Raw genomic sequence first — 25,688 nt, forward strand, 5'->3', positions numbered from 1 at the left:
CGCGGCCGGGCGAATCAGTCATCGTTGGGTACTTTCCGGCGCCGGCATGGGTCACGCCGCCGTCAGGGGTGCGCGGGGCCGGTCAGGAGCGGGCGTCGAGCCGCACCTTGAGCGCGTCCAGCGCGTCGGCGATCCGCGGCGAACCGCAGTGCCTGGACAGCGCGGCCGCCTGCCGGCCCAGCGCCCTGGCGCCGTCCAGATCGCCGCCGAGCGCCCGGGCCGCGGCGGCCCGGGCCGCGTACAGGCAGCGGTCCCTGATCAGGGCGGTGTCCTGGGCGGCCAGTGCCCGTTCGAGCAGCGGCCCCGCCTCCTGCGGACGGTCGAGGTCGAACAGCGAGAAGCCGCTCTGCGCGTCGAGTTCGGCGCTGTTGAGCCAGTACAGCCAGGCCGGGCCCGGCTCGTCCGCCGCCGCGGCCAGCTGCCGCCGCGCCTCCGCCATGGCCCGGCGGAAGGCGCCCTCGGCGCCCAGCGCCGCCTGCGCCCGGCCGAGCCGGCTCGCGGCCAGCGCACGCACCAGGCACGGCCCGCTGCCCGCCGCCCTGACCGCGGCCTCCGCGGCGGCCACCGCGTCACGCGGCCGGTCCGCCATCACCGACTGCATCGCGAGACCGCCCCAGACGGCCACCGGCAGCGAGCGGTCGCCGGCGCTGTGCGCGAGCCGCAGCCCGGTCAGATAGTGCCGCTGGGCCGCCCCGTGCCGGCCGGCGTCGGTGGCCGCCCACCCGCCGAGCTGCGCGAGCTCCGCGGCGATCCGCAGCAGCTCCGTCCGCACCGCCCGGCCGGCGCCGCCGTGCCGGGTGCGCTGCAACAGCCCCTGCACCAGCCGCAGATCGGCCGCGACCCGGTGCCGGACCGCCGCGCCGCCGAACCGGTCGTCCAGCCGGCGCAGCCCCGCGACGCCGGTCCGCAGCCAGGCGAGCAGCGCCTCGTCCACGATCTCCGGATCGGCGGTGATGTCGTCGGGCGGGCCGCCCCGCACCGGAGCGCGCGGCGCCCCGACACGCGGCGCGGGAACGGCAGCCGCGTCGGCGGAGGCCTCCGCCGCGCCCTCCGCGCCGGCCGCGTCCCAGTCGGCGATCGCGTCGAGCAGCGCCTGCTCGTCGGCTATCGGGAAGCCGCGCGGATCGCCGCCCTCGTCATCGGTCAGCGACTTGAGCGCGAGCATGCTGCCCTCGGTGGTCCACGGCAGGCCGTCCGGCATCCCGCCGTGCGCGGGCAGCCAACGCGGCCACGGCCGGGACTCGAGCTCCCTGGCCGGCACCCCGAGCGCGCGGGCCAGCGCCCGTTGGCTGTCGGCCTCCGGCACCACACCCCAGTGCTCCCAGCGCCACACCTTCTCCCGGCGGGCCGCCATCGGCACCCCCAGCGCCCTCGCGTGGTCGGCGATCACCCTGGCCAGGTCCTGGTAACTCCAGCCGTGCCGACGCCTGATGTACGCCAGGGGGTGCGTGGCGGCGGCGGTACCCTCTCGCGCCACGTTCCTGCCGTCCATTCACCTGGTCCCAACTGCGCTGCGAGACAACCGCGGTCAGATATTCGAATATCAGGAATCCGGTCATCGGCGCAGCCGATCGGCCCGAACTCCCGGTTCGGTGTGTCAAACCCCGGTAACGATACGGGACTACAGCGAGACAACAGGTCCAGTCTTGTCGCGGGTGGCGAGTGACGGTTGGCTGTGCGTGATCACATGACGTATCGCGCGCCGTGGAGGGCTGCCCGCGGATGACCCCACCTCCGCCACCCTTCCGCTTCACGCGTGGCAAGGACGAAGTGGCTTTTGATCCGGCACTCGGAGACGAGGAGCTGGTCGCGGCCCGTGCCGCCCTGACTCAGGGCCGCTGGGCTGATGTCCGCGCGCTGCTCGCCCGTACCGGCGACGACTGGGACAGACGCGGCCACCGCCTCGTCGTACTCGGCGAGGGCAAGTCCACCCTCGCCTGGGCCCAGGAGTGGCTGCTGGCCGAGCCGGAGAGCGCGGACGCGGCGGCACTGCACGCCCTCGCGGCGGTCTTCCGCGCCTCGGCGGGCAAGCAGAGCCCCGAATCGGCCCGGGAGGCGTGCCTGCGCGCCGCCCGGACCACCCCGCACGACCCCACACCGTGGCTCGGGCTGCTGATCCTGGCCCGCAGCACCGGTTCCGACGACGAGCAGGTCCGCGCCTTCGACCAGGTGCGCGGCCGGCACCGGGGCCACCACCACGCCCACTACCTGATGACCAAATGCCTGGCGGAGCGTCAGAAGACCGACGGGGACGACCCGTTCCACGAGGTCTACGAGTTCGCCGAGTGGGCGGCCGGCGAGGCCGGCGGCGGATCGCCGCTGTCCATGCTGCCGCTGGTCGCACTGATCGAGAGGTACCGGACGCTGGCCGCGGCCCGGGCCCTTCCCACCGATCCGAGCCGGCTGCCGTACTGGACGAGTCCGCGGGCCAGGAGCAGCATCAGGACCGGTTTCGACTGGTGGCTCGACTGGGACGGCCGCAGCCATCCGCGGCTCGCCCTGGACCTGAACTACCTGGCGTTCGCGAAGCTGCACTCGGGCGACACGGTGGCGGCGGCCGCACTGTTCAACCGGATCGGGCCGCATGTGACCCGTACCCCCTGGTCGTACCACGACCGCGATCCGAAGAAGTCGTTCCGCGCCGCGCGCAACTACGCGCTCGGTTTCGGTACCTCGTAAGACCCGCTACCAGTACGCCATTCCACGGAAGGACCGCAGCCATGCTGACGGGCAGTAATACCGAGATCAGCACGTTCAAGGGAGAGCAACGGGCGCTGAGGACCAACCGGATCGGCACTCCGGGCCTGCTGCTCGCCGTGCTCGCCGCCACCGCCCCGCTGCTCGTGGTGGCCGGCGTGATGCCCACCACCTTCGCCGCGATGGGCATCGTCGGTGTGCCGCTGCTGTTCGTCATCGTCGGCGTGGTGCTGGTCCTGTTCAGCTTCGGCTACGCCGAGATGAGCCGGCACGTGCACAACGCCGGCGCGCTGTACGCCTACATATCCCGCGGCCTCGGCGGCACGATAGGCGCCGGCGCCTCCTACATCGCGCTCTTCTCCTACAGCCTCATGCAGTGCGGCGCCTACGGGCTCTTCTCCTTCGAGGTCTCCAGCCAGATCCAGTACTACTGGCACCACAACGTCGCCTGGTGGATCCCGGCGCTGGTCGCCGTGGCGATCACCGCGGTCTTCGGCGCGCTGAAGATCGACCTCAACGTCAAGACGCTGGGCGTTCTGCTGCTGGTCGAGACCGTGCTCACCCTGGTCTTCGCCGTCAGCTTCCTGTCCGACCCCGGCCCGCAGGGCGTCTCGCTGCACGCCTTCAACCCCAGCACCCTGAGCGGCGCGGGCCTTGGCACCGCGCTGTGCTTCACCATCGCCGGGTTCGTCGGCTTCGAGCAGGCCCCGGTCTACGCCGAGGAGACCAGCGACCCCGGGCGCGCGGTGTCCAAGGTGATGTTCATGGCGATCGGCTTCGCCACCGTGTTCTTCGCCTTCAGCGCCTGGGCGATCACCGTGGCCACCGGCCCCGGGCACGTGGTGGGCCAGTCGCGCGAGCAGTCCGCGAACCTGATCTTCGCCCTCAACCAGGACCGGCTGGGCACCGGGTTCACCGACGTGCTGAACATCTTCTTCATCACCGGCATCTTCGCCTCGCTGCTGAGCTTCCACAACGTCGTCGCCCGCTACGCCTTCGCCATGGGCCGCGACGGCCTGCTGCCCGCCCCGCTCGGCCGCACGTCCAAGTCCAGCGGCGCTCCGGCCATCGGATCGCTGGCCCAGTCGCTGGTCGCGCTCATCGTCGTCATCCTCTTCGCCGTCACCGACAACAAGGCCAAGGGCGACCCGACCACGCCCGTGCTGCGGCTGTTCACCTGGGCGGGCAACGTCGGCGCGCTCGGCATCGTGCTGCTGATGGCCACCGCGGCGATCGCCGTGATCACCTTCTTCATCAAGCGCGGCGCGGCCCGGATCCAGGGCTGGCGGCTGGTCACCTCGGCCCTCGCCGCCGTCGGGCTGCTGGTGATCTTCGTCTACTCGGTGAAGGACTTCGAGGTGCTGCTCGGCGCCGACCCGGGCCACGGCCTGCGCTGGATCCTGCCCGGCATCATCGCGCTGGCCGCCGTCATCGGCCTGACCCGCGGCCTGCTGCTGAAGGCCACCAAGCCGGAGGTGCACGCCGGGATCGGCCAGAGCAACGAGGCGTTCCAGCTGGAGAAGGCCGCCTCGGAGGCATCTGCCTGACCCTTCGGCGCGGACGCCTCGACCGTCTTCCCGCGCGACGGCCCGCCCCGCCCGGCACCAGGGCGCGGCGGGCCGTTCCCGTTCTCCCGAACTCCCGTCGTCAGGAGGCCACATGACCCGCTCCGCGCACCCGCTCGACCCGCTGACCGCCGCCGAGATCAGCGCCGCCCGCGCCGTGCTCGCGGCCGAGGGGAAGGTCGGCGAGTCCACCCGCTTCCCGCTCGTCCTGCCCGAGGAGCCCGACCGCCGTGCCGCGCTCGCCCACCGGGACGGGCACGCCTTCTCCCGCCAGGTCCGGGTCACCCTGCTCGACACCGCGACCGGCCGGGCCGCCGAGGCGGTCGTGGACGTCACCGCCGGGCTGCTGCTGGCCTACCGCGACCTGGACGCCGTCATCGACGGCCAGCCGCCGCTGCTGTTCGAGGAGTACGACACCTGCGACGAGATCGTCAAGGCCGACCCGGGCTGGCGCAAGGCGATGGCGGACCGCGGGGTCACCGACACCTCCCTGGTGGTCGCCGCGCCGCTGGCGGCCGGCAACTTCGGCATCGAGTCGGAGACCGGCCGCCGGATGCTGCGCTCGCTGACCTTCCTGCGCTGCGACGCGGGCGACAACCCGTTCGCGCACCCCGTCGGCGGCCTCGTCGCCGAGGTGGACCTGGTGGAACGCCGGGTGATCCGGCTGATCGACACCGGCATCGTGCCCACCCCGCTCGAATGCGCGCGCTACGAGGCCGAGTTCAACGGTCCGGCCCGCACCGACCTGCGCCCGCTGGAGATCAGCCAGCCCGAGGGCCCGTCCTTCACGATCGACGGCCCGGTGCTCCAGTGGCAGAACTGGCGGCTGCGGCTGGACTTCAACGCCCGCGAGGGCCTGGTGCTGCACCAGCTCACCCACCGCGACGGCGAGCGCGACCGCCCGGTGCTGCACCGCGCCTCGATCGCCGAGATGGCCGTCCCCTACGCCGAGCCCGACCCGGCCCGCAACTGGGTCTGCTACCTGGACGCCGGCGAGTACCTGCTGGGCCGCAACGCCAACGCGCTGCGGCTCGGCTGCGACTGCCTCGGCGAGATCGCCTACCTGGACGCCGTGCTCGCCGACGACCACGGCAACCCGCAGACGCTGCCCAACGCCGTCTGCGTGCACGAGGAGGACACCGGCCTGCTCTGGAAGCACACCAACATCTTCGACGGCCTCGCCGCGGACAGCCGGCGCTCCCGCCGGCTGGTGATCTCCTACATCGCCACGCTCGGCAACTACGACTACGGCTTCTACTGGTACCTCTGGCAGGACGGCACGATCTCCTTCGAGGCCAAGGCCACCGGGCTGCTCCAGACCGACGCCGCCGAGCCCGGCGCCGGCTCGCCGCACGCCACCGAGATCGCGCCCGGACTGCTCGCGCCGTTCCACCAGCACCTGTTCTGCGCCCGGCTGGACGTGGCCGTGGACGGTCCCGGCAACACCGTGGAGGAGGTGGACGTGGTGCGGCTGCCGACCGGCCCGGACAACCCGAACGGCAACGCCTTCACCACCCGCGCCACCGCCGTCGCCGACAGCCGGGACGCGGGCCGGCTCGCCGACCCGGCGGCCGGCCGGCGCTGGCGGATCAGCAACCCCGGCTCGCTGAACCGGATGGGCCAGCCGGTCGCCTACACCCTGGTGCCCGCCGGCGGCCCGGTGCTGCTCGCGCAGCCCGGCTCGTCGGTCGCCGAGCGGGTCGGCTACGCCACCAAGCACCTGTGGGTGACCCGGTACCGGCCCGAGCGGCACTACCCGGACGGCGACTACCCCAACCAGCACCCGGGCGGCGCCGGTGTCGCGCAGTGGTCGCGGCCGGGGGAGTCGCTGGAGAACACCGACCTGACCCTCTGGCACTCGTTCGGGCCGACGCACCTGCCGCGGCTGGAGGACTGGCCGGTGATGCCGGTCGAGCCGGTCGGGTTCACCCTGCGGCCCACCGGCTTCTTCGACCGCAACCCGGCGCTGGACCTGCCGAAGGAGGCCGGACCCGGCTCGGAGGACCACTGCCACACCTGAGCGGCGGGCCGCGGCGCCCGGACCGGGCGCCTGACCAGCCGCTGGGCCGGCTGAGCGAGCGCTCAGTCAGCCCTTGCCAAAACTGGAACACGTTCCTAGCATCACTGATGTGACATCAGAAGTGCCGAACCCGGCGAGCCCGTCCGCCCCGACCGGCCCGCTGGCCGGCCTGCGGGTGCTGGAGCTGGCCGGGATCGGCCCGGGACCGTTCGCCGCCATGCTGCTCGCGGACCTGGGCGCCGACGTCGTCCGGGTCGACCGGCCGGGCGGCGCCGGGCTCGGCATCGAGCCCCGCCACGACATCACCAACCGCAACAAGCGCTCGGTGCTGGTGGACCTCAAGGCGGCCGGCGGCCCGGCCACCGTGCTCGACCTGGCCGAGCGCGCCGACCTGCTGATCGAGGGCTACCGCCCGGGCGTCGCCGAGCGGCTCGGCGTCGGCCCCGACGCGTGCCTGGCCCGCAACCCCCGGCTGGTCTACGGCCGGATGACCGGCTGGGGCCAGACCGGACCGCTGGCCGGCGCCGCCGGGCACGACATCGGGTACATCGCGGTGACCGGCGCGCTGGGCATGACAGGACCCGCCGACGGCTCCCCGGTCGCCCCGGCCAACCTGCTCGGCGACTACGCCGGCGGCTCCCTCTACCTGGTCACCGGCCTGCTCGCCGCCCTGCACCACGCCCGCGAGCACGGCACCGGCCAGGTGGTGGACGCGGCGATCGTGGACGGCACCGCGCACCTCACCTCGATGATCCACGGCATGCGCGCGGCCGGCGCCTGGCACGACCGGCGCGGCGGCAACCTGCTCGACGGCAGCGCCCCGTTCTACGGCGTCTACCAGACCTCCGACGGCGGCCACATGGCCGTCGGCGCCCTGGAACAGCGCTTCTACGACGACTTCTGCCGGCTGCTCGGCCTGCCCGCCGAGCAGGCGGCCTGGCGCGCCGACCCGGCCCGCTGGGAGGAGCTGCGGGCCGCCGTCGCCGAACGGTTCCGCGGCCGCACCCGCGAGGAGTGGACCGGCGTGTTCGACGGTTCCGACGCGTGCGCCGCGCCCGTACTCTCACCGGGTGAGGCCCCGGCGCATCCGCACCTGGCGGCCCGCGGCACCTTCACCGAGGCCGCGGGCCTGCTGCAGCCGGCGCCCGCGCCGCGCTTCTCGGCCACACCGACAGCCGTGCGCCGCCCGCCGGCCCGACCCGGCGCGCACACCGCGGAGGTGGCCCGCGACTGGGACGCGCCGGCGCTGGCGGCACACGACCCCGCCGCGTCCGGACCGCGCGAACCGTCCGAACTCCCTCAGCTCCCGAAGAAGCCCGGCCCACCGCACGCCGACTGACCCGCCCCCTTCACGAAAGGCACGACGTTGAGCACCGACGCCTACGTCTACGACGCCGTACGCACCCCGCGCGGGCGCGGCAAGGCGAACGGATCCCTGCACGGCACCAAGCCGATCGACCTCGTCGTCGGCCTCATCCACGAACTGCGCCGCCGCTTCCCCGGCCTCGACCCGGCCGCCATCGACGACATCGTGCTCGGCGTCGTCAGCCCGATCGGCGACCAGGGCTCGGACATCGCCCGGATCGCGGCGATCGCGGCCGGCCTGCCCGACACCGTGGCCGGGGTGCAGGAGAACCGCTTCTGCGCCTCCGGCCTGGAAGCCGTCAACCTGGCCGCGGCCAAGGTCCGTTCCGGCTGGGAGGACCTGATCCTGGCCGGCGGCGTCGAGTCGATGTCCCGGGTCGCGATGGGCTCCGACGGCGGTGCCTGGGCGATGGACCCGATGACGTCCTACGCCACCGGCTTCGTACCGCAGGGCATCGGCGCCGACCTGATCGCCACCCTCGGCGGCTGGACCAGGCACGACGTCGACAGCTACGCCTCGCTGTCCCAGGAGCGCGCGGCCGAGGCATGGAAGGAGGGCCGGTTCGCCCGCTCGGTGGTGCCGGTCACCGACCGCAACGGGCTGACCGTCCTCGACCACGACGAGCACATGCGGCCCGGCACCACCCCCGAGTCGCTGGCCGCCCTCAAGCCGTCCTTCGCGATGATCGGCGACGCCGGCGGCTTCGACGCCGTCGCGCTGCAGAAGTACCACTGGGTGGAGGCCATCGACCACGTCCACCACGCCGGCAACTCCTCCGGCATCGTGGACGGCGCCGCCCTGGTCGCCGTCGGCAGCCGGGAGATCGGCGAGCGCTACGGCCTTGAGCCCCGGGCCCGGATCGTCGGCGCCGCCGTCTCCGGCTCCGAGCCGACCATCATGCTGACCGGCCCCGCGCCCGCCGCCCGCAAGGCGCTCGCCAAGGCCGGCCTCGGCATCGACGACATCGACCTGATCGAGATGAACGAGGCGTTCGCCGCGGTCGTCCTGCGCTTCGCCTCCGACATGGGCGTCAGCCTCGACAAGGTCAACGTCAACGGCGGGGCCATCGCGCTCGGCCACCCGCTGGGCGCCACCGGCGCGATGCTGCTCGGCACCCTCATCGACGAGCTGGAGCGGCGCGAGCAGCGGTACGGACTCGCCACCCTCTGCGTCGGCGGCGGCATGGGTGTCGCCACCGTCGTCGAACGCCTCTGACGTCCCCCACCCCTTTACGGAGCCCGTAGACCATGAGCGAGTCCACCACCATCCGCTGGGAGCAGGACGCCGAGGGCATCGTCACCCTCGTCCTCGACGACCCGGGCCAGTCGGCCAACACCATGAACGCGGCCTTCGCCGAGTCCCTGGACGCCACCCTCGACCGCCTTGAGGCCCAACTCGACGGGGTGCGCGGCATCATCGTCACCTCGGCCAAGAAGACCTTCTTCGCGGGCGGCGACCTGCGCGACCTGATCCGCGCCACCCCCGACACCGCCGCCGACGTCTTCGCCGGCTCGATGCGGATCAAGCGCCGGCTGCGCCGCCTGGAGACCCTCGGCAAGCCGGTGGTCGCCGCCATCAACGGCGCGGCACTCGGCGGCGGTTTCGAGATCGCGCTCGCCTGCCACCACCGGATCGCGCTGGACGCGCCCGGCACCAAGGTCGGCTGCCCCGAGGTCACCCTCGGCCTGCTGCCCGGCGGCGGCGGGGTGGTGCGCACCGTGCGGCTGCTCGGCATCGCCGACGCGCTGCTCAAGGTGCTGCTCCAGGGCCGGCAGTACGCGCCGCAGCGCGCCCTGGAGGCCGGCCTCATCCATGAGGTCGCCGCCGACCGGGAGGCCATGCTGGCGAGCGCCCGCGCGTTCATCCTGGCCAACCCGGAGGCCAGGCAGCCGTGGGACGAGCCCGGTTACAAGATCCCCGGCGGCACCCCGAAGAGCCCCGCCTTCGCCGCCAACCTGCCGGCCTTCCCCGCCAACCTGCGCAAGCGGCTGGCCGGCGCGCCCTACCCGGCGCCGCGCAACATCCTGGCCGCCGCGGTCGAGGGCGCGCAGGTGGACATCGACAACGCCACCGTCATCGAGGCCCGCTACTTCACCGAACTGGCCTGCGGACCGGTCTCGAAGAACATGATCCAGGCGTTCTTCTTCGACATGCAGGCCGTCAACTCCGGCGCCGGCCGCCCCGACGGCGTCCCGCCGCGGCCGGTCACCAGGGTCGCGGTGCTCGGCGCGGGCATGATGGGCGCCGGGATCGCCTACTCCTGCGCCAGGGCCGGCCTGGACGTCGTACTCAAGGACGTCTCCGCCGAGGCCGCCGAGCGCGGCAAGGCGTACTCGGCCGGGCTGCTCGACAAGGCGCTGGCCAAGGGCCGCACCACCCCGCAGAAGCGGGACGCGCTGCTGGCCCGGATCACCCCCACCGCCGACCCGGCGGACCTGGCCGGCTGCGACGCGGTGATCGAGGCGGTGTTCGAGGACGCGGCCCTGAAGCACAAGGTGTTCCAGGAGATCGAGCACATCGTCGCGCCGGACGCCCTGCTGTGCTCCAACACCTCCACGCTGCCCATCTCGGTGCTGGCCGAAGGGGTGCGGCGGCAGCCGGACTTCATCGGGCTGCACTTCTTCTCGCCGGTGGACCGGATGCCGCTGGTGGAGATCATCAAGGGCGAGCGCACCGGTGACGAGGCGCTGGCCCGGGCCTTCGACCTGGTCAGGCAGATCCGCAAGACGCCGATCGTGGTCAACGACTCGCGCGGCTTCTTCACCTCCCGGGTGATCGGCCAGTTCATCAACGAGGGCGTGGCGATGGTCGGCGAGGGCATCGCCGCCGCGTCCGTCGAGCAGGCCGCCGCGCAGGCCGGCTACCCGGCGAAGGTGCTGTCGCTGCTCGACGAGCTGACCCTGACGCTGCCCCGCAAGATCCGGCAGGAGACCCGCGAGGCCGTCGAGGCGGCCGGCGGGGTCTGGCAGGAGCACCCCGCCGAGCGGGTCATCGACCGCATGGTGGACGAGTTCGGCCGCACCGGCCGCAGCGGCGGCGCCGGCTTCTACGACTACGAGGGAGGCCGCCGCACCCGGCTGTGGCCGGGCCTCGCCGAGCACTTCGGCGGGACCGGCAGCGGGCAGACCGGCTTCGGCGTCCCGCTGCGGGACATGCAGGAGCGGATGCTGTTCGCCGAGTCGCTCGACACCGTACGGCTGCTGGAGGAGGGCGTCCTGACCTCGGTCGCGGACGCCAACATCGGCTCGGTGCTGGGCATCGGCTTCCCGGCCTGGACCGGCGGGGTGCTCCAGTACATCAACGGGTACGAGGGCGGCCCGGCCGGCTTCACCGCCCGCGCTCGGGAACTGGCCGCCGCCTACGGCGAGCGCTTCACGCCGCCGGCGCTGCTGGTGGCGAAGGCCGAGCGGGGGGAGCGGTTCAGCGACTGACCCGGTGGGGCGCGTTCCCCGTGCGTTCATCGGTGGACGCGCCCCAGGCCGCCGTGAGGCCGGCCGCCAGGCGCCGGGCACCCGGACGGCATCGCCGTGCCACCAGCGCGGTGAGAGCCCCGCCGTCTCGTACGCTGGCCCGCGTGCGCACCCTGCCGCCGCCTCGTGCGGCCCTGTCCCTGCTGCTGGCCGGCCTGCTGTGCGCCGCGTGCTCCGGTGGCCGGTCCGGTCCGGCCGACGGGGCGCCCGGGGTCGGCGACCGGCTGTTCCCGGCCGCGGGCAACGGCGGCTACGACGTCTCGCACTACGGGCTCGACCTCGGCTACGACCCGGCGACCGGCCGGCTGGCCGGCACCGCCGTGATCACCGCCACCGCGACGCAGGACCTGCGCCGCTTCAACCTGGACCTCGCGGGGCTGACCGTCACCCGCGTCACCGTCGCGGGCCGCGCCGCGAAGACCGGCCGCTCCGGCACCGAGCTGACCGTACGGCCCGCCACCGCGCTGCGCCGCGGCGACCGCTTCGAGGCCACCGTGGCCTACCAGGGGGTGCCGCGCACGCTCACCGACCCCGACGGCTCGCACGAGGGCTGGTTCCGTACCGACGACGGCGCCGTGGCGCTGGGCGAACCGGTCGGCTCGATGGCCTGGTTCCCCGGTGACGACCACCCGTCGGACAAGGCGGCCTACGACATCACCGTCACCGTTCCCGACGGCCTCCAGGTCGTCTCCAACGGCGAACTGGCCGGCCGCACCAGCAGTAGCGGCCGTACCGCCTACCACTGGCGCAGCACCGCGCCGATGGCGAGCTACCTGGCCACCGTCGGCATCGGGCACTACGACATCAGCACCGGACGTACGGGTGGCGGGGTGCCGGTCTACTCCGCCGTCGATCCGCGCTCCGCCGATGCGGCCACCTCGGCGGCGCTGCGCAGGCTCCCGGAGATCGTGGACTGGGAGAGCGGGCTGTTCGGCCGCTACCCCTTCGGCTCGGTGGGCGCGATCGTGGACCACCTGCCGGCCGGGTCGGTCGGCTACGCGCTGGAGACCCAGAACCGGCCGTTCTTCCCCGGTGACGGCACCGGGCCCGCACTCGATGTCAGCACCCTGGTGCATGAGCTGTCCCACCAGTGGTTCGGCGATCTGGTCACCCCGAGCTCCTGGCAGGACATCTGGCTCAACGAGGGCTTCGCCACGTACACGCAGTGGCTGTGGCAGCAGCACGAGGGAGGCGCCACCGTGGCGCAGAGTGCGGCGCAGGCGTTCGCCGACCCCGCGAACTGGGCCTTCCCGCCGGCCACTCCGCCCTCCGCCGCGCAGGTCACCGCGGCCCCGGTCTACGGCCGCGGCGCGCTGGTGCTCTACGAGCTGCGCCGCGCCCTGGGGGACACCGCCTTCTCCGCCCTGCTGCGGGCCTGGCCCGCGGCGCACCGGCAGGGCAACGCCTCGACGGCCGACTTCACCGCCTTCTGCCGGCGCTACACCAAGCGCGACCTGACCGCGCTGTTCGACACCTGGCTGTACGGCCGCGCGAAACCCTCGCAGCTGTGAGGGTTTGACGGGCCGTCAGGCGATGGCCCGTCAATTGTGGTGACCGTCAGACCGCGTCCGTCAGATCGCGTCCGTCAGACCGCGTCCGTCAGACCGCGACGCCGGTGCGCAGCGGGGCGCCCACGTCGTGCATGTGGCGCAGTGCCTGCACATAGGAGTCGACCAGGCCGGTCTCGGTGTACTTCACACCCAGCCGGTTGCAGTGGGCGCGCACCAGCGGCTGGACCAGACGCAGGTGCGGCCGGGGCAGGCTGGGGAAGAGGTGGTGCTCGATCTGGTAGTTCAGGCCGCCGAGGAAGTAGTCGGTGACCGGGTTGCCGCGCACATTGCGCGAGGTGAGCACCTGGCGGCGCAGGTGGCCCCAGCGCGAGCCCTCCTCGGGCATCTCCATGCCCTTGTGGTTCGGCGCGAACGCGCAGCCCAGGTGCACGCCGAACAGTGCGTGGTGCAGCACCGCGAAGGCGATCGCCTGCGGGACCGGCATCACGGTCAGCAGCAGCGCCGCGTAGCCGAGCAGGTGGACGACCAGCAGGACGCCCTCCACCAGCCGCTCGCGCGGCGGGCGCTTGCGCAGGTCCTGGAAGCTGGCCACCTTCAGCGCGAGCCCTTCGAGCAGCAGCATCGGGAAGAACAGCCGCGCCTGGTGCTTGGTCAGGAAGCGCGCGAAGCCCTCCCGCTCGACCGCCTGGGCCCGCGTCCACACCAGGGCGCCGACCTCGACATCCGGATCCTTGCCCACATGGTTGGGGTTCGCGTGGTGCCGGTTGTGCTTGTCGGTCCACCAGCCCGCGCCCATGCCGAGCAGCAGGTTGCCGTGGAAGAGGGCTATCGCCCGGTTGACCCGGCGGCTGGACGCGATCTGCTGGTGCCCGGCGTCATGCCCGACGAACCCGCTGCGCGCCGAGAGCACCGCCGCCGGCAGGGCGAGCGCGAGCACCCACCACGTACCGGTGCCGCCGACCAGCACCACCGCCGTCCACACCGCGGCGAAGGCCAGCAGGTTCACGGTGAGTGACAAGGTGTAGTGGCCGGTCCTGCGCTTGAGCAGCCCGGCGTCCCTCACCTGCCTGAGCAGCGGGGCGAACTGGCTGCCGGTCTCCGCGGCTCCCGGCTCCGCTGTCGCCTCCCGCTCGGGGGCCTCGGTGAGTGTGGGCACAGCAGGGGTCATGGACGCTCCTCGGACTAGGACGGTGCTCGGTGCACGGCCCGGCCGGGCCGTACTGCGACGTTACGAACCACCGCCCGCCCCGGACCATGGCACCATCACCCGGATGTGCGGGGTGCCGTTCCCCCCGTCGAACAGGGGGGTTATCCCTACCTGATACGGCCAGGGAGTGTCCTTGGGGACCTACGAACGATCTCTGCTCGGCCGAATGTCCCGGCCAGTCGTACCTGTCAGAACGCCCGGTGGCGAGCGGCGGTTCCCCTAACATGCAGGGGAAACCAGCCCAGCGTCTGAGGAGCATGATCATCAGCGGCAACGGATCGGTCGAGGCCAGGATCGCCGGCGAGCTAGGCGTACGCGAAGGACAGGTGAGAGCGGCCGTCGACCTGCTGGACGGTGGGGCCACTGTGCCGTTCATCGCGCGCTACCGCAAGGAGGCGACCGGCACCCTCGACGACGAGCAGCTGCGCAACCTGGAGGAGCGGCTGCGCTACCTGCGGGAGCTGGACGAGCGGCGCGCGGCCGTCCTGGAGTCCATCGAGGCGCAGGGCAAACTGGACGACGCGCTCAAGGCGCAGATCATGGCGGCCGACTCCAAGGCGCGCCTCGAGGACATCTACCTGCCGTTCAAGCCCAAGCGGCGCACCAAGGCGCAGATCGCCCGCGAGGCCGGCCTCGAACCGCTCGCCGACCGGCTGCTGGCCGACCCCTCCCTCGACCCGCAGGCCGAGGCGGCCGGCTACGTCAGCGCCGACAAGGGCGTGGAGGACGCCGCCGCGGCGCTGGACGGCGCCCGCTCGATCCTCACCGAGCGGTTCTCCGAGGACGCCGACCTGGTCGGCGAGCTGCGCACCCGGATGTGGACCCGCGGCCGGCTGGTGGCCGCCGTCCGGGACGGCAAGGAGGAGGCCGGCGCCAAGTTCTCCGACTACTTCGACTTCACCGAGCCGTTCGGCAAGCTGCCCTCGCACCGGGTGCTCGCGATGCTGCGCGGCGAGAAGGAGGAGGTGCTCGACCTCACCCTGGAGCCGGAGGAGCCCTCCGAGGGGCCGACCAGCTTCGAGCGCCGTATCGCGCAGCAGTTCGGCATCGCCGACCGCGGCAGGCCCGGGGACAAGTGGCTCGCCGACACCGTCCGCTGGGCCTGGCGGACCCGCTTCCTGGTCAGGCTCGGCATCGACCTGCGGGTGCGGCTGCGCCAGGAGGCCGAGGACGAGGCGGTACGGGTCTTCGCCGCGAACCTGCGCGACCTGCTGCTTGCCGCGCCCGCCGGCACCCGCGCCACCATGGGCCTGGACCCGGGGCTGCGTACCGGGGTGAAGGTCGCCGTGGTGGACGGCACCGGCAAGGTGGTGGCCACCGACACGATCTACCCGCACGTGCCGCGCAACCGCTGGGACGAGTCGCTGGCGAGCCTGGCCCGGCTGGCCAAGGCGCACGATGTCGACCTGATCGCGATCGGCAACGGCACCGCGTCCCGGGAGACCGACAAGCTCGCCGCCGACCTGATCCGGCTGAACCCGGAGCTGAAGCTCACCAAGGCGGTGGTCTCCGAGGCCGGCGCGTCGGTCTACTCCGCGTCCGCCTACGCCTCCGCCGAGCTGCCGGAGCTGGACGTGTCGCTGCGCGGCGCCGTCTCGATCGCCCGCCGGTTGCAGGACCCGCTGGCCGAGCTGGTCAAGATCGACCCGCGGTCGATCGGCGTCGGCCAGTACCAGCACGACCTGTCGGAGCTGAAGCTGTCCCGTTCACTCGACGCGGTGGTCGAGGACTGCGTGAACGGCGTCGGCGTGGACGTCAACACCGCGTCCGTGCCGCTGCTGCGCCGGGTCTCCGGCATCACCGAGGGCCTGGCCGCCAACATCGTGGCGCACCGCGACACCAACGGCCGGTTCCGCACCCGCAAGGACCTCAAGGAGGTCGCCAGGCTCGGCCCCAAGGCGTACGAGCAGTGCGCCGGCTTCCTGCGGATCCCCGGCGGCGACGACCCGCTGGACGCGTCCAGCGTGCACCCGGAGGCGTATCCGGTGGTGCGCCGGATCAGCGCCAAGGCCGGCACCGCCGTGCCCGCGCTGATCGGCAACGGAGGGGTGCTGCGGAACCTGCGCCCGCAGGAGTTCGTGGACGACTCCTTCGGGCTGCCGACCGTCACCGACATCCTCGCCGAGCTGGAGAAGCCGGGCCGCGACCCGAGGCCGGCCTTCAAGACCGCGACCTTCAAGGAGGGCGTGGAGGAGATGAAGGACCTGCGGCCCGGGATGCTACTGGAGGGCGTGGTCACCAATGTGGCGGCCTTCGGCGCCTTCGTGGACGTCGGCGTGCACCAGGACGGGCTTGTGCACGTCTCGGCGCTCTCGAACTCGTACGTGTCCGATCCGCGCGAGGTGGTCAAGCCCGGTGACATCGTGCGGGTCAAGGTGCTCGACGTGGACCTGCCGCGCAAGCGGATCTCGCTGACGCTGCGGCTCGACGACGAGCCGGGCGCCGGGCGGGGGCAGCGCGGCGGCGCGGGCGGCGGCGGTGAGCGGCGGGGCGCGCCGCCGCGGCAGGGCGGCCGGGGCGGTGGGCAGGGCAGCAACCAGGGTGGCGGCCAGGGTGGCGGACGCCGTGGCGGCGGGTCGGGCGGGGGTGCCGGGGCCGGTGCCGGATCGGGTTCGACCGCGGGCGGCGCGATGGCGGACGCGCTGCGGCGGGCGGGGCTGACCGGAGGCAAGTAGGGAACCGGAGCGGGCTGCCGCGCGTTCGAATGGGTAGGAGTGGTGTGTGAGCGGTGTGGGTGGCCGCGGGATGGAGGCGGGGAATGGCAAGTCCAGCGAAGCTCGCGGTCGGCGGCGTGGTGGTGGGTCTGATCCTGCTCATCTGGGTGCCGTGGTGGGTCACCTTCCTGATCATCGTCGGCGTCCCGGTTGCCGCGTACATGACGCTCGACTCCTCGCAGCGGCGCCGGCTGCGGCGCGTGAGCCGGCGGCAAATAGGTCGCTGACCTGGCAAGACCCCCAGTAGGATGCGGTATCGATCACGCATCCGATCGAGGGGGTCCACGCTCCATGAGCACTGCCACGGGTATGCACACCGACGACACGGAGACGCGGACGGGCACGGTCGTCGCGGTCAGCCGCGACGCGGAGCACCGGTTCAGCAAGCCCAACCAGGGAAGCATCCGGCTGCTCGCCGGACTCGGCGTCGAGGGCGACGCGCACCTCGGGGTGACCGTCCAGCACCTCAGCCGGGTCCGGGCCGACCCCACCCGGCCCAACCTGCGCCAGGTCCACCTCATCCAGGCCGAGCTGTTCGAGGAGCTGCACACCGCGGGCTACGAGGTGACCCCCGGCGACCTCGGCGAGAACGTGACTACCCGCGGCCTGGACCTGCTGTCCCTCCCCGCCGGCACCGAGCTGCACCTCGGCTCGGAAGCGGTGGTGCAGGTCACCGGCCTGCGCAACCCCTGCCTTCAGATCGACCACTTCCGCAGCGGTCTGCTCAAGCAGGTCGTCGGCCGTGACGAGGCCGGCGAGATCATCCGCAAGGGCGGAGTCATGAGCATCGTCCTGCACCCCGGCGAGATCCACCCGGGCGACCCCGTCAGGGCCGTCCTCCCCGCCACCCCGCACCACCCGCTGGAAGCGGTCTGATGCCCCCTTCCGGCGCGCTGCCCGCGCCCGATTCGACGGCCGCCTCCGATCCGACGCCCGCCCCCGCTTCGGTGGCCGCGCCCGCCCTCCGCTCCGTCGAGGAGCTGACGGCCCACACCGCCACCGGCGCCCGGGTGAAGTACCTGTACTTCTGGGGCCACCGGCCGCAGCGGGACGGGAGCCCCGGGCCCGGCTGCCTGAGCCAGTGGTGGCCGGCGCCCTTCACCGTTGACGGCGTGCGGTACGCCACCGCGGAGCACTGGATGATGGCGGGCAAGGCGCGGCTGTTCGGCGACGAGGACGCCGAGCGCCGCGCGATCGAGGCCGGGCATCCCAAGCAGGCCAAGGGCGTCGGCCGATCGGTGCGCGGCTTCGACGACGAGGTGTGGCGACGTGAGCGCTTCGCCCTCGTCACCGAGGGCAGCCGCCACAAGTTCGCCCAGCATCCCGACCTGCGCGGCTATCTGCTCGGCACCGGCCGTCGCGTCCTGGTCGAGGCCAGCCCGATGGACCGGATCTGGGGCATCGGCCTGGCCGCCGACGACGAACGCGCCAAGACTCCGGCGACCTGGCGCGGGCTGAACCTGCTGGGTTTCGCGCTGATGGCCGCGCGGGACGGGCTCGCGGCCGAAGGCGGCGGGTCGCCGCCGCCGGCCGGCCGGTAGGCGCTCACACTCTGATCGGCGGCAACCGCCGCAGACCGGCAGGATCTGACCCGATCCGCCCCGAAGGGACCCGCAGCAGATGACGGAACGTCTGGTCGTGATCGGTGGGGACGCCACCGGGATGGCCGCGGCCTCGCAGGCCCGGCGGCGCAGGGCCGCCGGGGAGTTGGAGATCGTCGCGTTCGAGCGGGGGCGGCATGTGTCGTACTCGGCCTGCGGCATCCCGTACTGGATCGCCGGTGACACCGACGGGCCGGATTCGCTGGTCGCCAGGACCGCGGCGGAGCACCGGAAGAACGACATCGATCTGCGGCTCGGCACCGAGGCGGTGGCCATCGATGCCGAGCGCGGGCGGGTGCTCAGCCGGGACACGGACGGCCGGGAGGAGTGGACGGGCTACGACCAACTGGTCATCGCCACCGGCGCGGTGCCGGTACGGCCGCCCATCCCGGGCGTCGAGGCGGCCGGCGTCCACGGGGTGCAGACCCTTGACGACGGTGAGGCCGTACTGAAGGGGCTCGACCGGGAGGGCGTCCGGCGGGCCGTCGTGGTAGGCGGCGGCTATATCGGCGTGGAGATGGCCGAGGCCATGCTGCGGCACGGCCTCGACGTGACCCTTGTCGACGGCGCCGAGCAGCCGATGAGCACCCTCGACCCGGACATGGGCCGGCTGGTGCGCGACGCCCTGGAGGGGCTCGGCGTGCGGGTGGTGTCCGGCAGCCCGGTCACGGCGGTTCTCACCGACGACGGCGGGCGGGCCAGGGCCGTCGCCACCGACGACGAGGAGTTCCCCGCCGACATCGTGGTGCTCGGCCTCGGCGTCCGGCCGAACACCGCGCTCGCCGCCGACGCGGGACTGCCGCTCGGCTCGCACGGCGGGCTGCTCACCGACCGGGCGATGCGGGTCCGCGGCCGGGAGACGGTCTGGGCCGGCGGTGACTGCGTGGAGGTGCTCAACCTCGTCTCCGGCACCCTCCAGCACATCGCGCTCGGCACGCACGCCAACAAGCACGGCCGGATCATCGGCGTCAACATCGGTGGCGGCTACGCCACCTTCCCCGGCGTCGTCGGCACCGCCGTCAGCAAGGTCTGCGACGTGGAGATCGCCCGCACCGGCCTGAAGGAGTCCCAGGCGCGGGCCGCCGGGCTGCAGTACGTGACCGCCGTCATCGAGTCCACCAGCCGGGCCGGCTACTACCCGGAAGCCGCCGTGATGACGGTGAAGATGCTCGCGGAGCGCGGCACCGGCCGGCTGCTCGGTGTGCAGATCGTCGGCCGCGAGGGAGCCGCCAAGCGGGTGGACATCGCCGCGGTGGCCCTCACCGCGGGCATGACGGTGGACCAGATGATCGAACTCGACCTCGGCTACGCACCGCCGTTCTCGCCGGTGTGGGACCCGATCCTGGTGGCCGCCCGCAAGGCGGCGGGCGAGGTGGCCGAGCGGGCCGGCCGGCGCTGACCGCACCCGCGCGGCCCGCTCGCTCACGAACGGGGTTGCGGCCCCGTCAGACCTGAGGCGCGGCCAGCCTGCTGAGCGCTTCGAGCAGCGGCGGAAGCGCCGGACCGCGGCCCACCGGCAGCACCTCGCCGGGCGCCTCGTCCAGCAGCACGAAGGCGATGTCGTCGGCCCTGGCGACCAGGCTCCAGCCGGGGCCGTCCGCCCGCAGCGTCCCGGAGGTGGTGCGCACCCGGCCGGGCGGCGGCGGAGTGCGCAGGTACTCCTCGGCGCTCAGCAGGGCGCGGCGCACGCCGTCGTGCGAGAGGGCGGGCGGGGAGGGTGCCGGTTCGGCGGGCTCCTGGGCGGGGCCGGCGGGCGGTTCGTGGCCGGCCCCGGCGCCCTGATCCGCGGCCGGTTCGCGGTCGGACTCCGCGTCAGGTCCGGGCTCGTTCCGTGGGTCGGGAGCGGCTGGGGGCTGCTCGCCGGCGTCAGGGGTGGCGACGGCAGAGGCCGTATCGTCCGACTTGCCGTCCACCGGGGGCTCGGGCTCCCGCGCCCCTGCCCCGTCGCCCAGCTGGTCGCGCCACTCGTGCCAGCGGACCGCGATCTCGTCGGCGCCCAGCCGCCGTTGCGGCGGACCCCACACCGAGATGTCCGGCGGCGCGAGCGCCGGGCCCGTACCGCCCTCCTGCGGCGGATCGTGCGGCGCCGGAATGTCCGGCACGGCGACCGCGACCGGCAGCGGCCAGCCGGGCAGCGACGCGGCCATGCTGTTCTCGTCGGGCGCGAGGTCGTACTCCAGGCCGCAGTCCCAGGCGGCGAGCGCGCAGGCGACCGTCGCACAGTCGGTGGTGGCCACCGTCCAGCGGGCGCCGCCGCCGTCCTGCCCGAAGACCAGGCCGTACCCCTCGGCGAGCGGTTCGAGGCCGAGCTGCCGGCAGGCCGCCGGGTAGTCGTCGCCGAGGACGCCGGGAAACCGAGCGGGCGTCAGCATCGCCGCGGTCAGCACGAACAGCGCGTCGTCGTCTTCCGGTTGCTCCGCCGCGGCCATCCGTCGCCCTCCCTCTCGTCCGGTCCGCGCACCTTAACCAGCGAGTAACCTCCGCGTCGAGAGGCTGCGCGGACCGGAAATCGGGGCCGGCCGGCGTCCACCGGTGTCCGCGTGACGGCGTCCGCGCGGGCGGTCCTCAGCTCGCGGCGTCCAGCGCGGTCAACGTCTCGCGCAGCCAGCCGAGTTCGGCCCTGCTGGTGGCCCGGGCGATGGTGAGCACGCCCTGCCGGAAGGGATCGTCCAACTCCTCGGCCCGCAGCGGCCGGTCGCCCTGGTAGAAGAAACTGGAGGGCTGCTCCAGGAAGTCCAGCCTGCGGCGCAGCACGATGGCCTGCGCGCCGGGATCGGCGAGATGGCGCAGGAACGCCAGCACCGTGAACCAGCGGTTCTCGTCGCTGATGTCGAGGTCGCCCGGGTCGGCCAGCCGCAGCCGCAGCTCGTGCCGGCCGCCTGCCGTCAGGCTGAGCACCTGGCGGGGAGCAGCCACCGCGCCCGGCTGCATGTCGCGGCGCAGCCACCCGGCCCTCTCCAGCCGCTTGATCGCCGGGTAGAGCGTGCTCTCCGCGATCGGCTTGATGTGGCCGGTCAGCGCGGCAATGCGTTTACGCAGCTCGTAGCCGTGCAGGGGGGTGTCCTCGAGAAAGCCGAGGATCGCGAGTTCCAGCATGCCGGTCATTCTCCCGCAGTCGCCGTCCGACGGTCATGGTCCGCTTTCGATACTACGCTGGCGCTATACATCGAGCACGATGTATTGTTCGCGGTGAGCCCGGCGGACCGCCGGGACGGATCAAGGCAAGGGGAGGTCGCGGCGATGCGCGAGACGGAGTTCGGCCCGGAGGGCGCGTTCATCCGGTGGACGGAGGCGGCGGGCGACGGCCCGGCCCGCGTCCATGTGCACGGGCTCGGGGCGGCCTCCGGCCCGTACGCGGCGCACATCTCCGCGCACCCGGCGCTGGCTGGCCGCCGCACCCTCTTCGTGGACCTGCCGGGCTTCGGCATCAGCGACCGGCCGGCCGACTTCGGCTACTCGCTCGAAGACCACGCCGGCGCGCTGGCCGCCGTCCTGGACGCGGCCGGGGTTCGCGGCGCCGAGATCGTCGGCCACAGCATGGGCGGCGCCGTCGCGATCGTGCTGGCCTACCGCAGGCCGGAACTCGTCTCCCGGCTGGTGCTCGCGGAGGCCAATCTCGATCCGGCGCCGGTCGCCGCCGCGGATTCGGCGGTCTCCAGCCGCTCGATCGCCGCGCTCACCGAGGAGGAGTTCGTGCACGGCGGCGGGTACGCCGACACGCTGGAGCGTGCGGGCAGCACCTGGCGGGCCACCATGCGGCTGTCCGACCCGGTGGCGTTGTACCGCAGCGCGGTCGGCCTGGTGCGGGCCACCACGCCGACGATGCGCGCGATGCTGGAGACCCTGGAGATACCGCGCACCTTCCTGGTGGGGGAGTCCGGTTTCGAACCGCCGGACCGCGCGGGCCTGCTGGCCGCCGGGGTGGAGGTCGTCGACGTGCCGGACTCCGGGCACTGCGTCATGTTCGACAACCCGGAGGCGTATGTCGCGGCGATCCGCGGCAGCGCCGTCAGTCCTGCCTGACGGCCAGCGCGAGATAGCGCTCGTCCGAGTCGTCGAGCAGGGTGAGCAGCCAACCGGTTTCGGCCAGGAGCGAGCCGATCCGGGGCGCCGCCCGGATGTCGTCGGCGCGCAGTTCGTGGCCGCGCCTGCGGGCGAGCGCGGCACGTCCGAGCGGGTGGAACAGCGCAAGCCGCCCGCCGGTCCGGGTCACCCGGGCCAGTTCACGCAATCCGGCCGCGGGCTCGGGCAGATGGTGCACCAGGCCGGCGGCGAGGACGGCGTCGAACACGCTGTCACGCGACGGCAGTCGCGCGCTGTCCGTTTCGATCAGCGCGCCGTCCCGCGAACGGCCGAGGCGCACCGCCTCGTGCAGCATCTCGGGTGTCAGGTCCGCGCCGACCACCAGACCCGAGGCGCCGACCGCGGCCCGCAGCAGCGGCAGCGCCCGGGCCGTCCCGCATCCGGCGTCCAGTGCCCGGCCGCCCGGCCGCAGCCCCAACTCGGCGACCGCCGCCCGGTAGACCGGGGTGTCGTCGGGGAACCGGGTCTCCCAGCCGGCCGCCCGGGCCCCGAAGAACTCCCTGACCTGCTGTCGTCCGCTCTCCATTCCGGCCATGCATCATGGTCGCATGATCACGCTCCGCTCCGTCGCGCTGTTCGTTCTCGCCGCCGTACTCGAGATCGGCGGCGCCTGGCTGATCTGGCAGGGGGTGCGCGAGCACCGCGGGATCGGCTGGATGGGCGCCGGAATCGTGGCACTGGGCCTGTACGGCTTCGTCGCCACCCTCCAGCCCGACGCCGACTTCGGACGCATCCTGGCCGCGTACGGCGGGGTGTTCGTGGCCGGCTCGCTGCTGTGGGGGATGGTTGCCGACGGTTACCGGCCGGACCGCTTCGACATCACCGGCGCGGTGGTCTGCCTGGTGGGCGTCGGGGTAATCATGTACGCGCCACGCGGCGGCTGAATCCGGTCTGTCCGCAATGCCGTGGATTGAGTTGATCATGCCCGAACCCCCGATGGGGGGTTGCCGAAGTGCGGCGCGCAGTACAGGCTCTAAGCGCAGCGGAGAGGGGAGGCACGGCATGCAGGTGGGTAACGGGCTCGCGTGGCTGCTCGACGACCTGACACAGCGGGTGCCGCACGTGCAGCACGCACTGGTCCTGTCGAACGACGGCCTGGTCACCGGCGCGAGCGGGGATCTCGACCGGTCCACCGCCGAGCATCTGGCCGCCGTCTCCTCCGGGTTCCACAGCCTCGCCAAGGGCGCGGGCCGGCAGTTCGGCGCGGGCGGGGTGCGCCAGACCATGGTCGAGTTCGACGAGGGCTTCCTCTTCGTCACCGCGGCGGGCGACGGCAGCTGCCTGTCGGTGCTCAGCGGCATGGAGGCCGATGTCGGGCGGGTCGCCTACGAGATGACGCTTCTCGTGCACCGGGTCGGCGAGCATCTGGGGGTCGCGCCGCGCTCCGGCGCCGCGCCTTCGGCCTGACCGCGGGCCGCCGTCACCTCCGGAAGTTATCCACAGGCCGAAAAACGGCTGACCGCTCCACGCGATAGATTCGTCACTGTCAGTGATTGAACGTCGTGGGGGAGTGATGATGATGCAGGTGACGAAGGAAGAGCGGCAGCGGGCGGAGCAGGCTCCGGAGCAGGGGCAGTTGGTCACGCTCGGCCGGGCGCGGGAGATTCTGTGCCTGGACAGCACGGAGTTCGAGGTGGCCGTCCAGCTCGGCGAGGTGGGCGTCGTCGCGAGCCGCCGCGGCCAGTGGCGAGTGCCTGAGCGGGACGTCGCCAGGTGGCGTGAGCCGGACGGCAGACCGAAGGTGCTGCTCGAACGGATCCGGCTGATGAGCACCACCGAGGGCGCCGAGGCGATCGGCGTCAGCCGGGACCGCCTGCTCAAGCTCACCCGGGCAGGCCTCGTGCTGCCGGTGCGCTGGTACGTCAACCGCTATCGCGCGCTGGTCTGGCTGTATCGCGGCACCGAGCTGCGATCTTTCGCCGACACCAACCGGGAGCTGCTGACCGGACGACTGCCCGCGACGGTGCTCGACGCGATGGAGGAGGGCGAGGACCAGCGGGCCCGCGGCTGGCGCTCGCGCAGAGCCGGCCAACTGGTGCGGGACGCCTACGACGCGTGGGACGAGGCCGCGGTCTGGGCCGCGCTGCTCGGTCCCGAGGTCACCGACGACGTGGTGCCCGATCCCTATGAACGGGCCTGCCTGCGCCGGATCCGCACCGCGCTGCCGCCGGGCCGGCCGGGAATGCTGGCGGGTCCCGAGCTGATCAGGCGGCTCACCACCGCCGACCACCCGGAGGAGATCTCGCTGGCCCTGCTGGCACTCTCCGACGCGCTCGGCCGTGCCCGGTCCGTTCAGCCGGCGCCGCACCCGGCTCCCGAACCGCCGCCGCCGGACGCGGAACCGCCATATCCGGCCCTCGGACCGTCCCGGCCGGTCGCGGCGCCGGTTCCGCCGCCGGGCGCGTCCCGGCCGGTCACGCGGTCGGCCGCCGCGCACGCCAAACCGAGGCGCGGGCTGGGGCGGGTGCTGCGCCGACGGCGGTCAGCCGCCGATCTTCCGGAACAGGCCCTCCTGCATGACGGACACCAGCAGGCGTCCGTGCCGGTCGAAGATCTGGCCGCGGGCCAGCCCCCGCGCGCCGGTGGCGATGGGTGACTCCTGCTGGTAGAGGAACCACTCGTCGGTGCGGAACGGCCGGTGGAACCACATCGCGTGGTCGAGCGAGGCCATGTCGAACCCCCGCGGGCCCCACAGCGGTTCGACGGGGACGCGCACGGCGTCGAGCAGCATCATGTCGCTGGCGTAGGTGAGCGCGCAGGTGTGCACCAGCGGATCGTCGCCGAGCGGCCCGACCGCGCGCATCCACACCGCGCTGCGCGGCTCCGCGCCCTCGATCTCCGCGGGCGTCCAGCGCAGCCGCTCGACATAGCGGATGTCGAAGGCCATCCGGCGGCCCATCCGCGCCAGCGCCTCGGGCAACACCCCCAGATGAGCCCGGAGTTCGTCGCCGAACGGCGGCAGGCTCTCCGGCTCGGGCACGTCGGGCATCGGCAGCTGCTGTTCGATGCCCGGCTCCGGCTGATGAAAGGAGGCCGTCAAGTTGAAGATCGTCCGGCCCTGCTGGATCGCCACCACCCGCCGGGTGGTGAAGGAGCGGCCGTCCCTGACCCGCTCGACCTGGTACACGATCGGCACCCCGGGGCGTCCGGGCCGCAGGAAGTACGCGTGCAGCGAGTTCACCGGGCGGGCGCCGTCGGTGGTGCGGCCGGCGGCCACCAGCGCCTGCCCGGCGACCTGGCCGCCGAACACCCGCTGCAACGACTCCTGCGGGCTGCGCCCGCGGAAGATGTCCTCCTCGATCCGCTCCAGATCGAGCAGGTCGACCAGCTGCTCCGCGGGGTTGTCGTCCGCCGCGCCGCTGTCCGCCGCGCCGCTGTCCGCCGCGCCGCTGTCCGCGGTGCCGTCGTCCGCCGTGCCGCCGCCGGCCGGAGCGCCGTGTTCCGGGTCGTTCAT

22 protein-coding genes are annotated in these 25,688 nt (G+C 73.3%); 16 read left to right on the plus strand and 6 right to left on the minus strand.

The window, feature by feature from the left end; genetic code table 11:
- Nucleotides 1-82: 82 nt before the first annotated feature.
- Nucleotides 83-1,477, minus strand: a complete 1,395-nt coding sequence (locus tag ACQPW6_RS36015; RefSeq protein ID WP_433893928.1) for a hypothetical protein — start codon at nt 1,475-1,477, stop codon at nt 83-85.
- Nucleotides 1,478-1,770: 293 nt separating this feature from the next.
- Between ACQPW6_RS36015 and ACQPW6_RS36020 the strand changes: the two genes are divergently transcribed.
- The 7 genes from ACQPW6_RS36020 (at nt 1,771) to ACQPW6_RS36050 (ending at nt 12,629) form a co-directional block, all read left to right on the plus strand.
- Nucleotides 1,771-2,679: a hypothetical protein gene (locus ACQPW6_RS36020; RefSeq protein WP_433893929.1), complete on the plus strand. Its 909-nt coding sequence runs from the start codon at nt 1,771-1,773 to the stop codon at nt 2,677-2,679.
- 41 nt (nt 2,680-2,720) lie between these two features.
- Nucleotides 2,721-4,244, plus strand: coding sequence for an APC family permease (locus tag ACQPW6_RS36025; RefSeq protein WP_433893930.1), 1,524 nt, complete (start codon nt 2,721-2,723; stop codon nt 4,242-4,244).
- A gap of 112 nt (nt 4,245-4,356) precedes the next feature.
- Complete coding sequence (locus ACQPW6_RS36030) at nt 4,357-6,282, plus strand: primary-amine oxidase (RefSeq protein WP_433893931.1); 1,926 nt, start codon at nt 4,357-4,359, stop codon at nt 6,280-6,282.
- Between the two features lie 109 nt (nt 6,283-6,391).
- Entirely contained in the window at nt 6,392-7,621 is a 1,230-nt protein-coding gene (locus tag ACQPW6_RS36035; RefSeq protein ID WP_433893932.1) for a CaiB/BaiF CoA transferase family protein, read from the plus strand.
- A 27-nt stretch (nt 7,622-7,648) separates the two neighbouring features.
- Nucleotides 7,649-8,863, plus strand: a complete 1,215-nt coding sequence (locus ACQPW6_RS36040) for an acetyl-CoA C-acetyltransferase (protein ID WP_433893933.1) — start codon at nt 7,649-7,651, stop codon at nt 8,861-8,863.
- 32 nt (nt 8,864-8,895) lie between these two features.
- Nucleotides 8,896-11,079, plus strand: coding sequence for a 3-hydroxyacyl-CoA dehydrogenase NAD-binding domain-containing protein (locus ACQPW6_RS36045; RefSeq protein ID WP_433893934.1), 2,184 nt, complete (start codon nt 8,896-8,898; stop codon nt 11,077-11,079).
- Between the two features lie 143 nt (nt 11,080-11,222).
- A complete protein-coding gene (locus ACQPW6_RS36050) occupies nt 11,223-12,629 on the plus strand; it encodes a M1 family metallopeptidase (RefSeq protein WP_433893935.1) in 1,407 nt (468 codons plus the stop codon).
- A gap of 88 nt (nt 12,630-12,717) precedes the next feature.
- On the opposite strand, the gene ACQPW6_RS36055 is transcribed toward ACQPW6_RS36050, so the two are convergent.
- Complete coding sequence (locus tag ACQPW6_RS36055; RefSeq protein ID WP_433893936.1) at nt 12,718-13,797, minus strand: fatty acid desaturase family protein; 1,080 nt, start codon at nt 13,795-13,797, stop codon at nt 12,718-12,720.
- A 296-nt stretch (nt 13,798-14,093) separates the two neighbouring features.
- Between ACQPW6_RS36055 and ACQPW6_RS36060 the strand changes: the two genes are divergently transcribed.
- The 5 genes from ACQPW6_RS36060 (at nt 14,094) to ACQPW6_RS36080 (ending at nt 19,550) form a co-directional block, all read left to right on the plus strand.
- Entirely contained in the window at nt 14,094-16,511 is a 2,418-nt protein-coding gene (locus tag ACQPW6_RS36060; protein WP_433893937.1) for a Tex family protein, read from the plus strand.
- Between the two features lie 83 nt (nt 16,512-16,594).
- A complete protein-coding gene (locus tag ACQPW6_RS36065) occupies nt 16,595-16,777 on the plus strand; it encodes a hypothetical protein (RefSeq protein WP_433893938.1) in 183 nt (60 codons plus the stop codon).
- Nucleotides 16,778-16,841: 64 nt separating this feature from the next.
- Nucleotides 16,842-17,426, plus strand: a complete 585-nt coding sequence (locus ACQPW6_RS36070) for an MOSC domain-containing protein (protein WP_433893939.1) — start codon at nt 16,842-16,844, stop codon at nt 17,424-17,426.
- Complete coding sequence (locus ACQPW6_RS36075; protein ID WP_433893940.1) at nt 17,426-18,091, plus strand: NADAR family protein; 666 nt, start codon at nt 17,426-17,428, stop codon at nt 18,089-18,091. Before ACQPW6_RS36070 ends, ACQPW6_RS36075 begins: the two co-directional genes overlap by 1 nt.
- A gap of 79 nt (nt 18,092-18,170) precedes the next feature.
- The gene (locus ACQPW6_RS36080; RefSeq protein ID WP_433893941.1) at nt 18,171-19,550 is read left to right on the plus strand and encodes an FAD-dependent oxidoreductase; all 1,380 of its coding nucleotides are present in this window, start codon (nt 18,171-18,173) and stop codon (nt 19,548-19,550) included.
- 46 nt (nt 19,551-19,596) lie between these two features.
- On the opposite strand, the gene ACQPW6_RS36085 is transcribed toward ACQPW6_RS36080, so the two are convergent.
- Nucleotides 19,597-20,580, minus strand: a complete 984-nt coding sequence (locus ACQPW6_RS36085; protein WP_433893942.1) for a hypothetical protein — start codon at nt 20,578-20,580, stop codon at nt 19,597-19,599.
- 136 nt (nt 20,581-20,716) lie between these two features.
- Nucleotides 20,717-21,247: a PadR family transcriptional regulator gene (locus tag ACQPW6_RS36090; RefSeq protein WP_433893943.1), complete on the minus strand. Its 531-nt coding sequence runs from the start codon at nt 21,245-21,247 to the stop codon at nt 20,717-20,719.
- A 144-nt stretch (nt 21,248-21,391) separates the two neighbouring features.
- Here ACQPW6_RS36090 and ACQPW6_RS36095 point away from each other — a divergent pair, with 144 nt between their 5' ends.
- Entirely contained in the window at nt 21,392-22,174 is a 783-nt protein-coding gene (locus ACQPW6_RS36095) for an alpha/beta fold hydrolase (protein WP_433893944.1), read from the plus strand.
- Here ACQPW6_RS36095 and ACQPW6_RS36100 read toward each other — a convergent pair.
- Nucleotides 22,161-22,760, minus strand: a complete 600-nt coding sequence (locus ACQPW6_RS36100) for a class I SAM-dependent methyltransferase (protein WP_433894769.1) — start codon at nt 22,758-22,760, stop codon at nt 22,161-22,163. The two genes, ACQPW6_RS36095 and ACQPW6_RS36100, sit on opposite strands and share 14 nt — an antisense overlap.
- 22 nt (nt 22,761-22,782) lie before the next feature.
- Between ACQPW6_RS36100 and ACQPW6_RS36105 the strand changes: the two genes are divergently transcribed.
- From ACQPW6_RS36105 to ACQPW6_RS36115, 3 genes are all read left to right on the plus strand, one after another.
- Entirely contained in the window at nt 22,783-23,118 is a 336-nt protein-coding gene (locus ACQPW6_RS36105; protein WP_433893945.1) for a YnfA family protein, read from the plus strand.
- 118 nt (nt 23,119-23,236) lie between these two features.
- Entirely contained in the window at nt 23,237-23,641 is a 405-nt protein-coding gene (locus ACQPW6_RS36110; RefSeq protein ID WP_433893946.1) for a roadblock/LC7 domain-containing protein, read from the plus strand.
- A 118-nt stretch (nt 23,642-23,759) separates the two neighbouring features.
- Complete coding sequence (locus ACQPW6_RS36115) at nt 23,760-24,830, plus strand: DUF6397 family protein (protein ID WP_433893947.1); 1,071 nt, start codon at nt 23,760-23,762, stop codon at nt 24,828-24,830.
- Here the strand turns inward: ACQPW6_RS36115 and ACQPW6_RS36120 are convergent.
- Nucleotides 24,717-25,688, minus strand: coding sequence for an acyl-CoA thioesterase (locus ACQPW6_RS36120; RefSeq protein ID WP_433893948.1), 972 nt, complete (start codon nt 25,686-25,688; stop codon nt 24,717-24,719). The two genes, ACQPW6_RS36115 and ACQPW6_RS36120, sit on opposite strands and share 114 nt — an antisense overlap.

It is taken from the genome of Streptomyces sp. CA-111067, from assembly GCF_050956065.1.
In the GTDB taxonomy this organism is placed as follows: domain Bacteria; phylum Actinomycetota; class Actinomycetes; order Streptomycetales; family Streptomycetaceae; genus Actinacidiphila.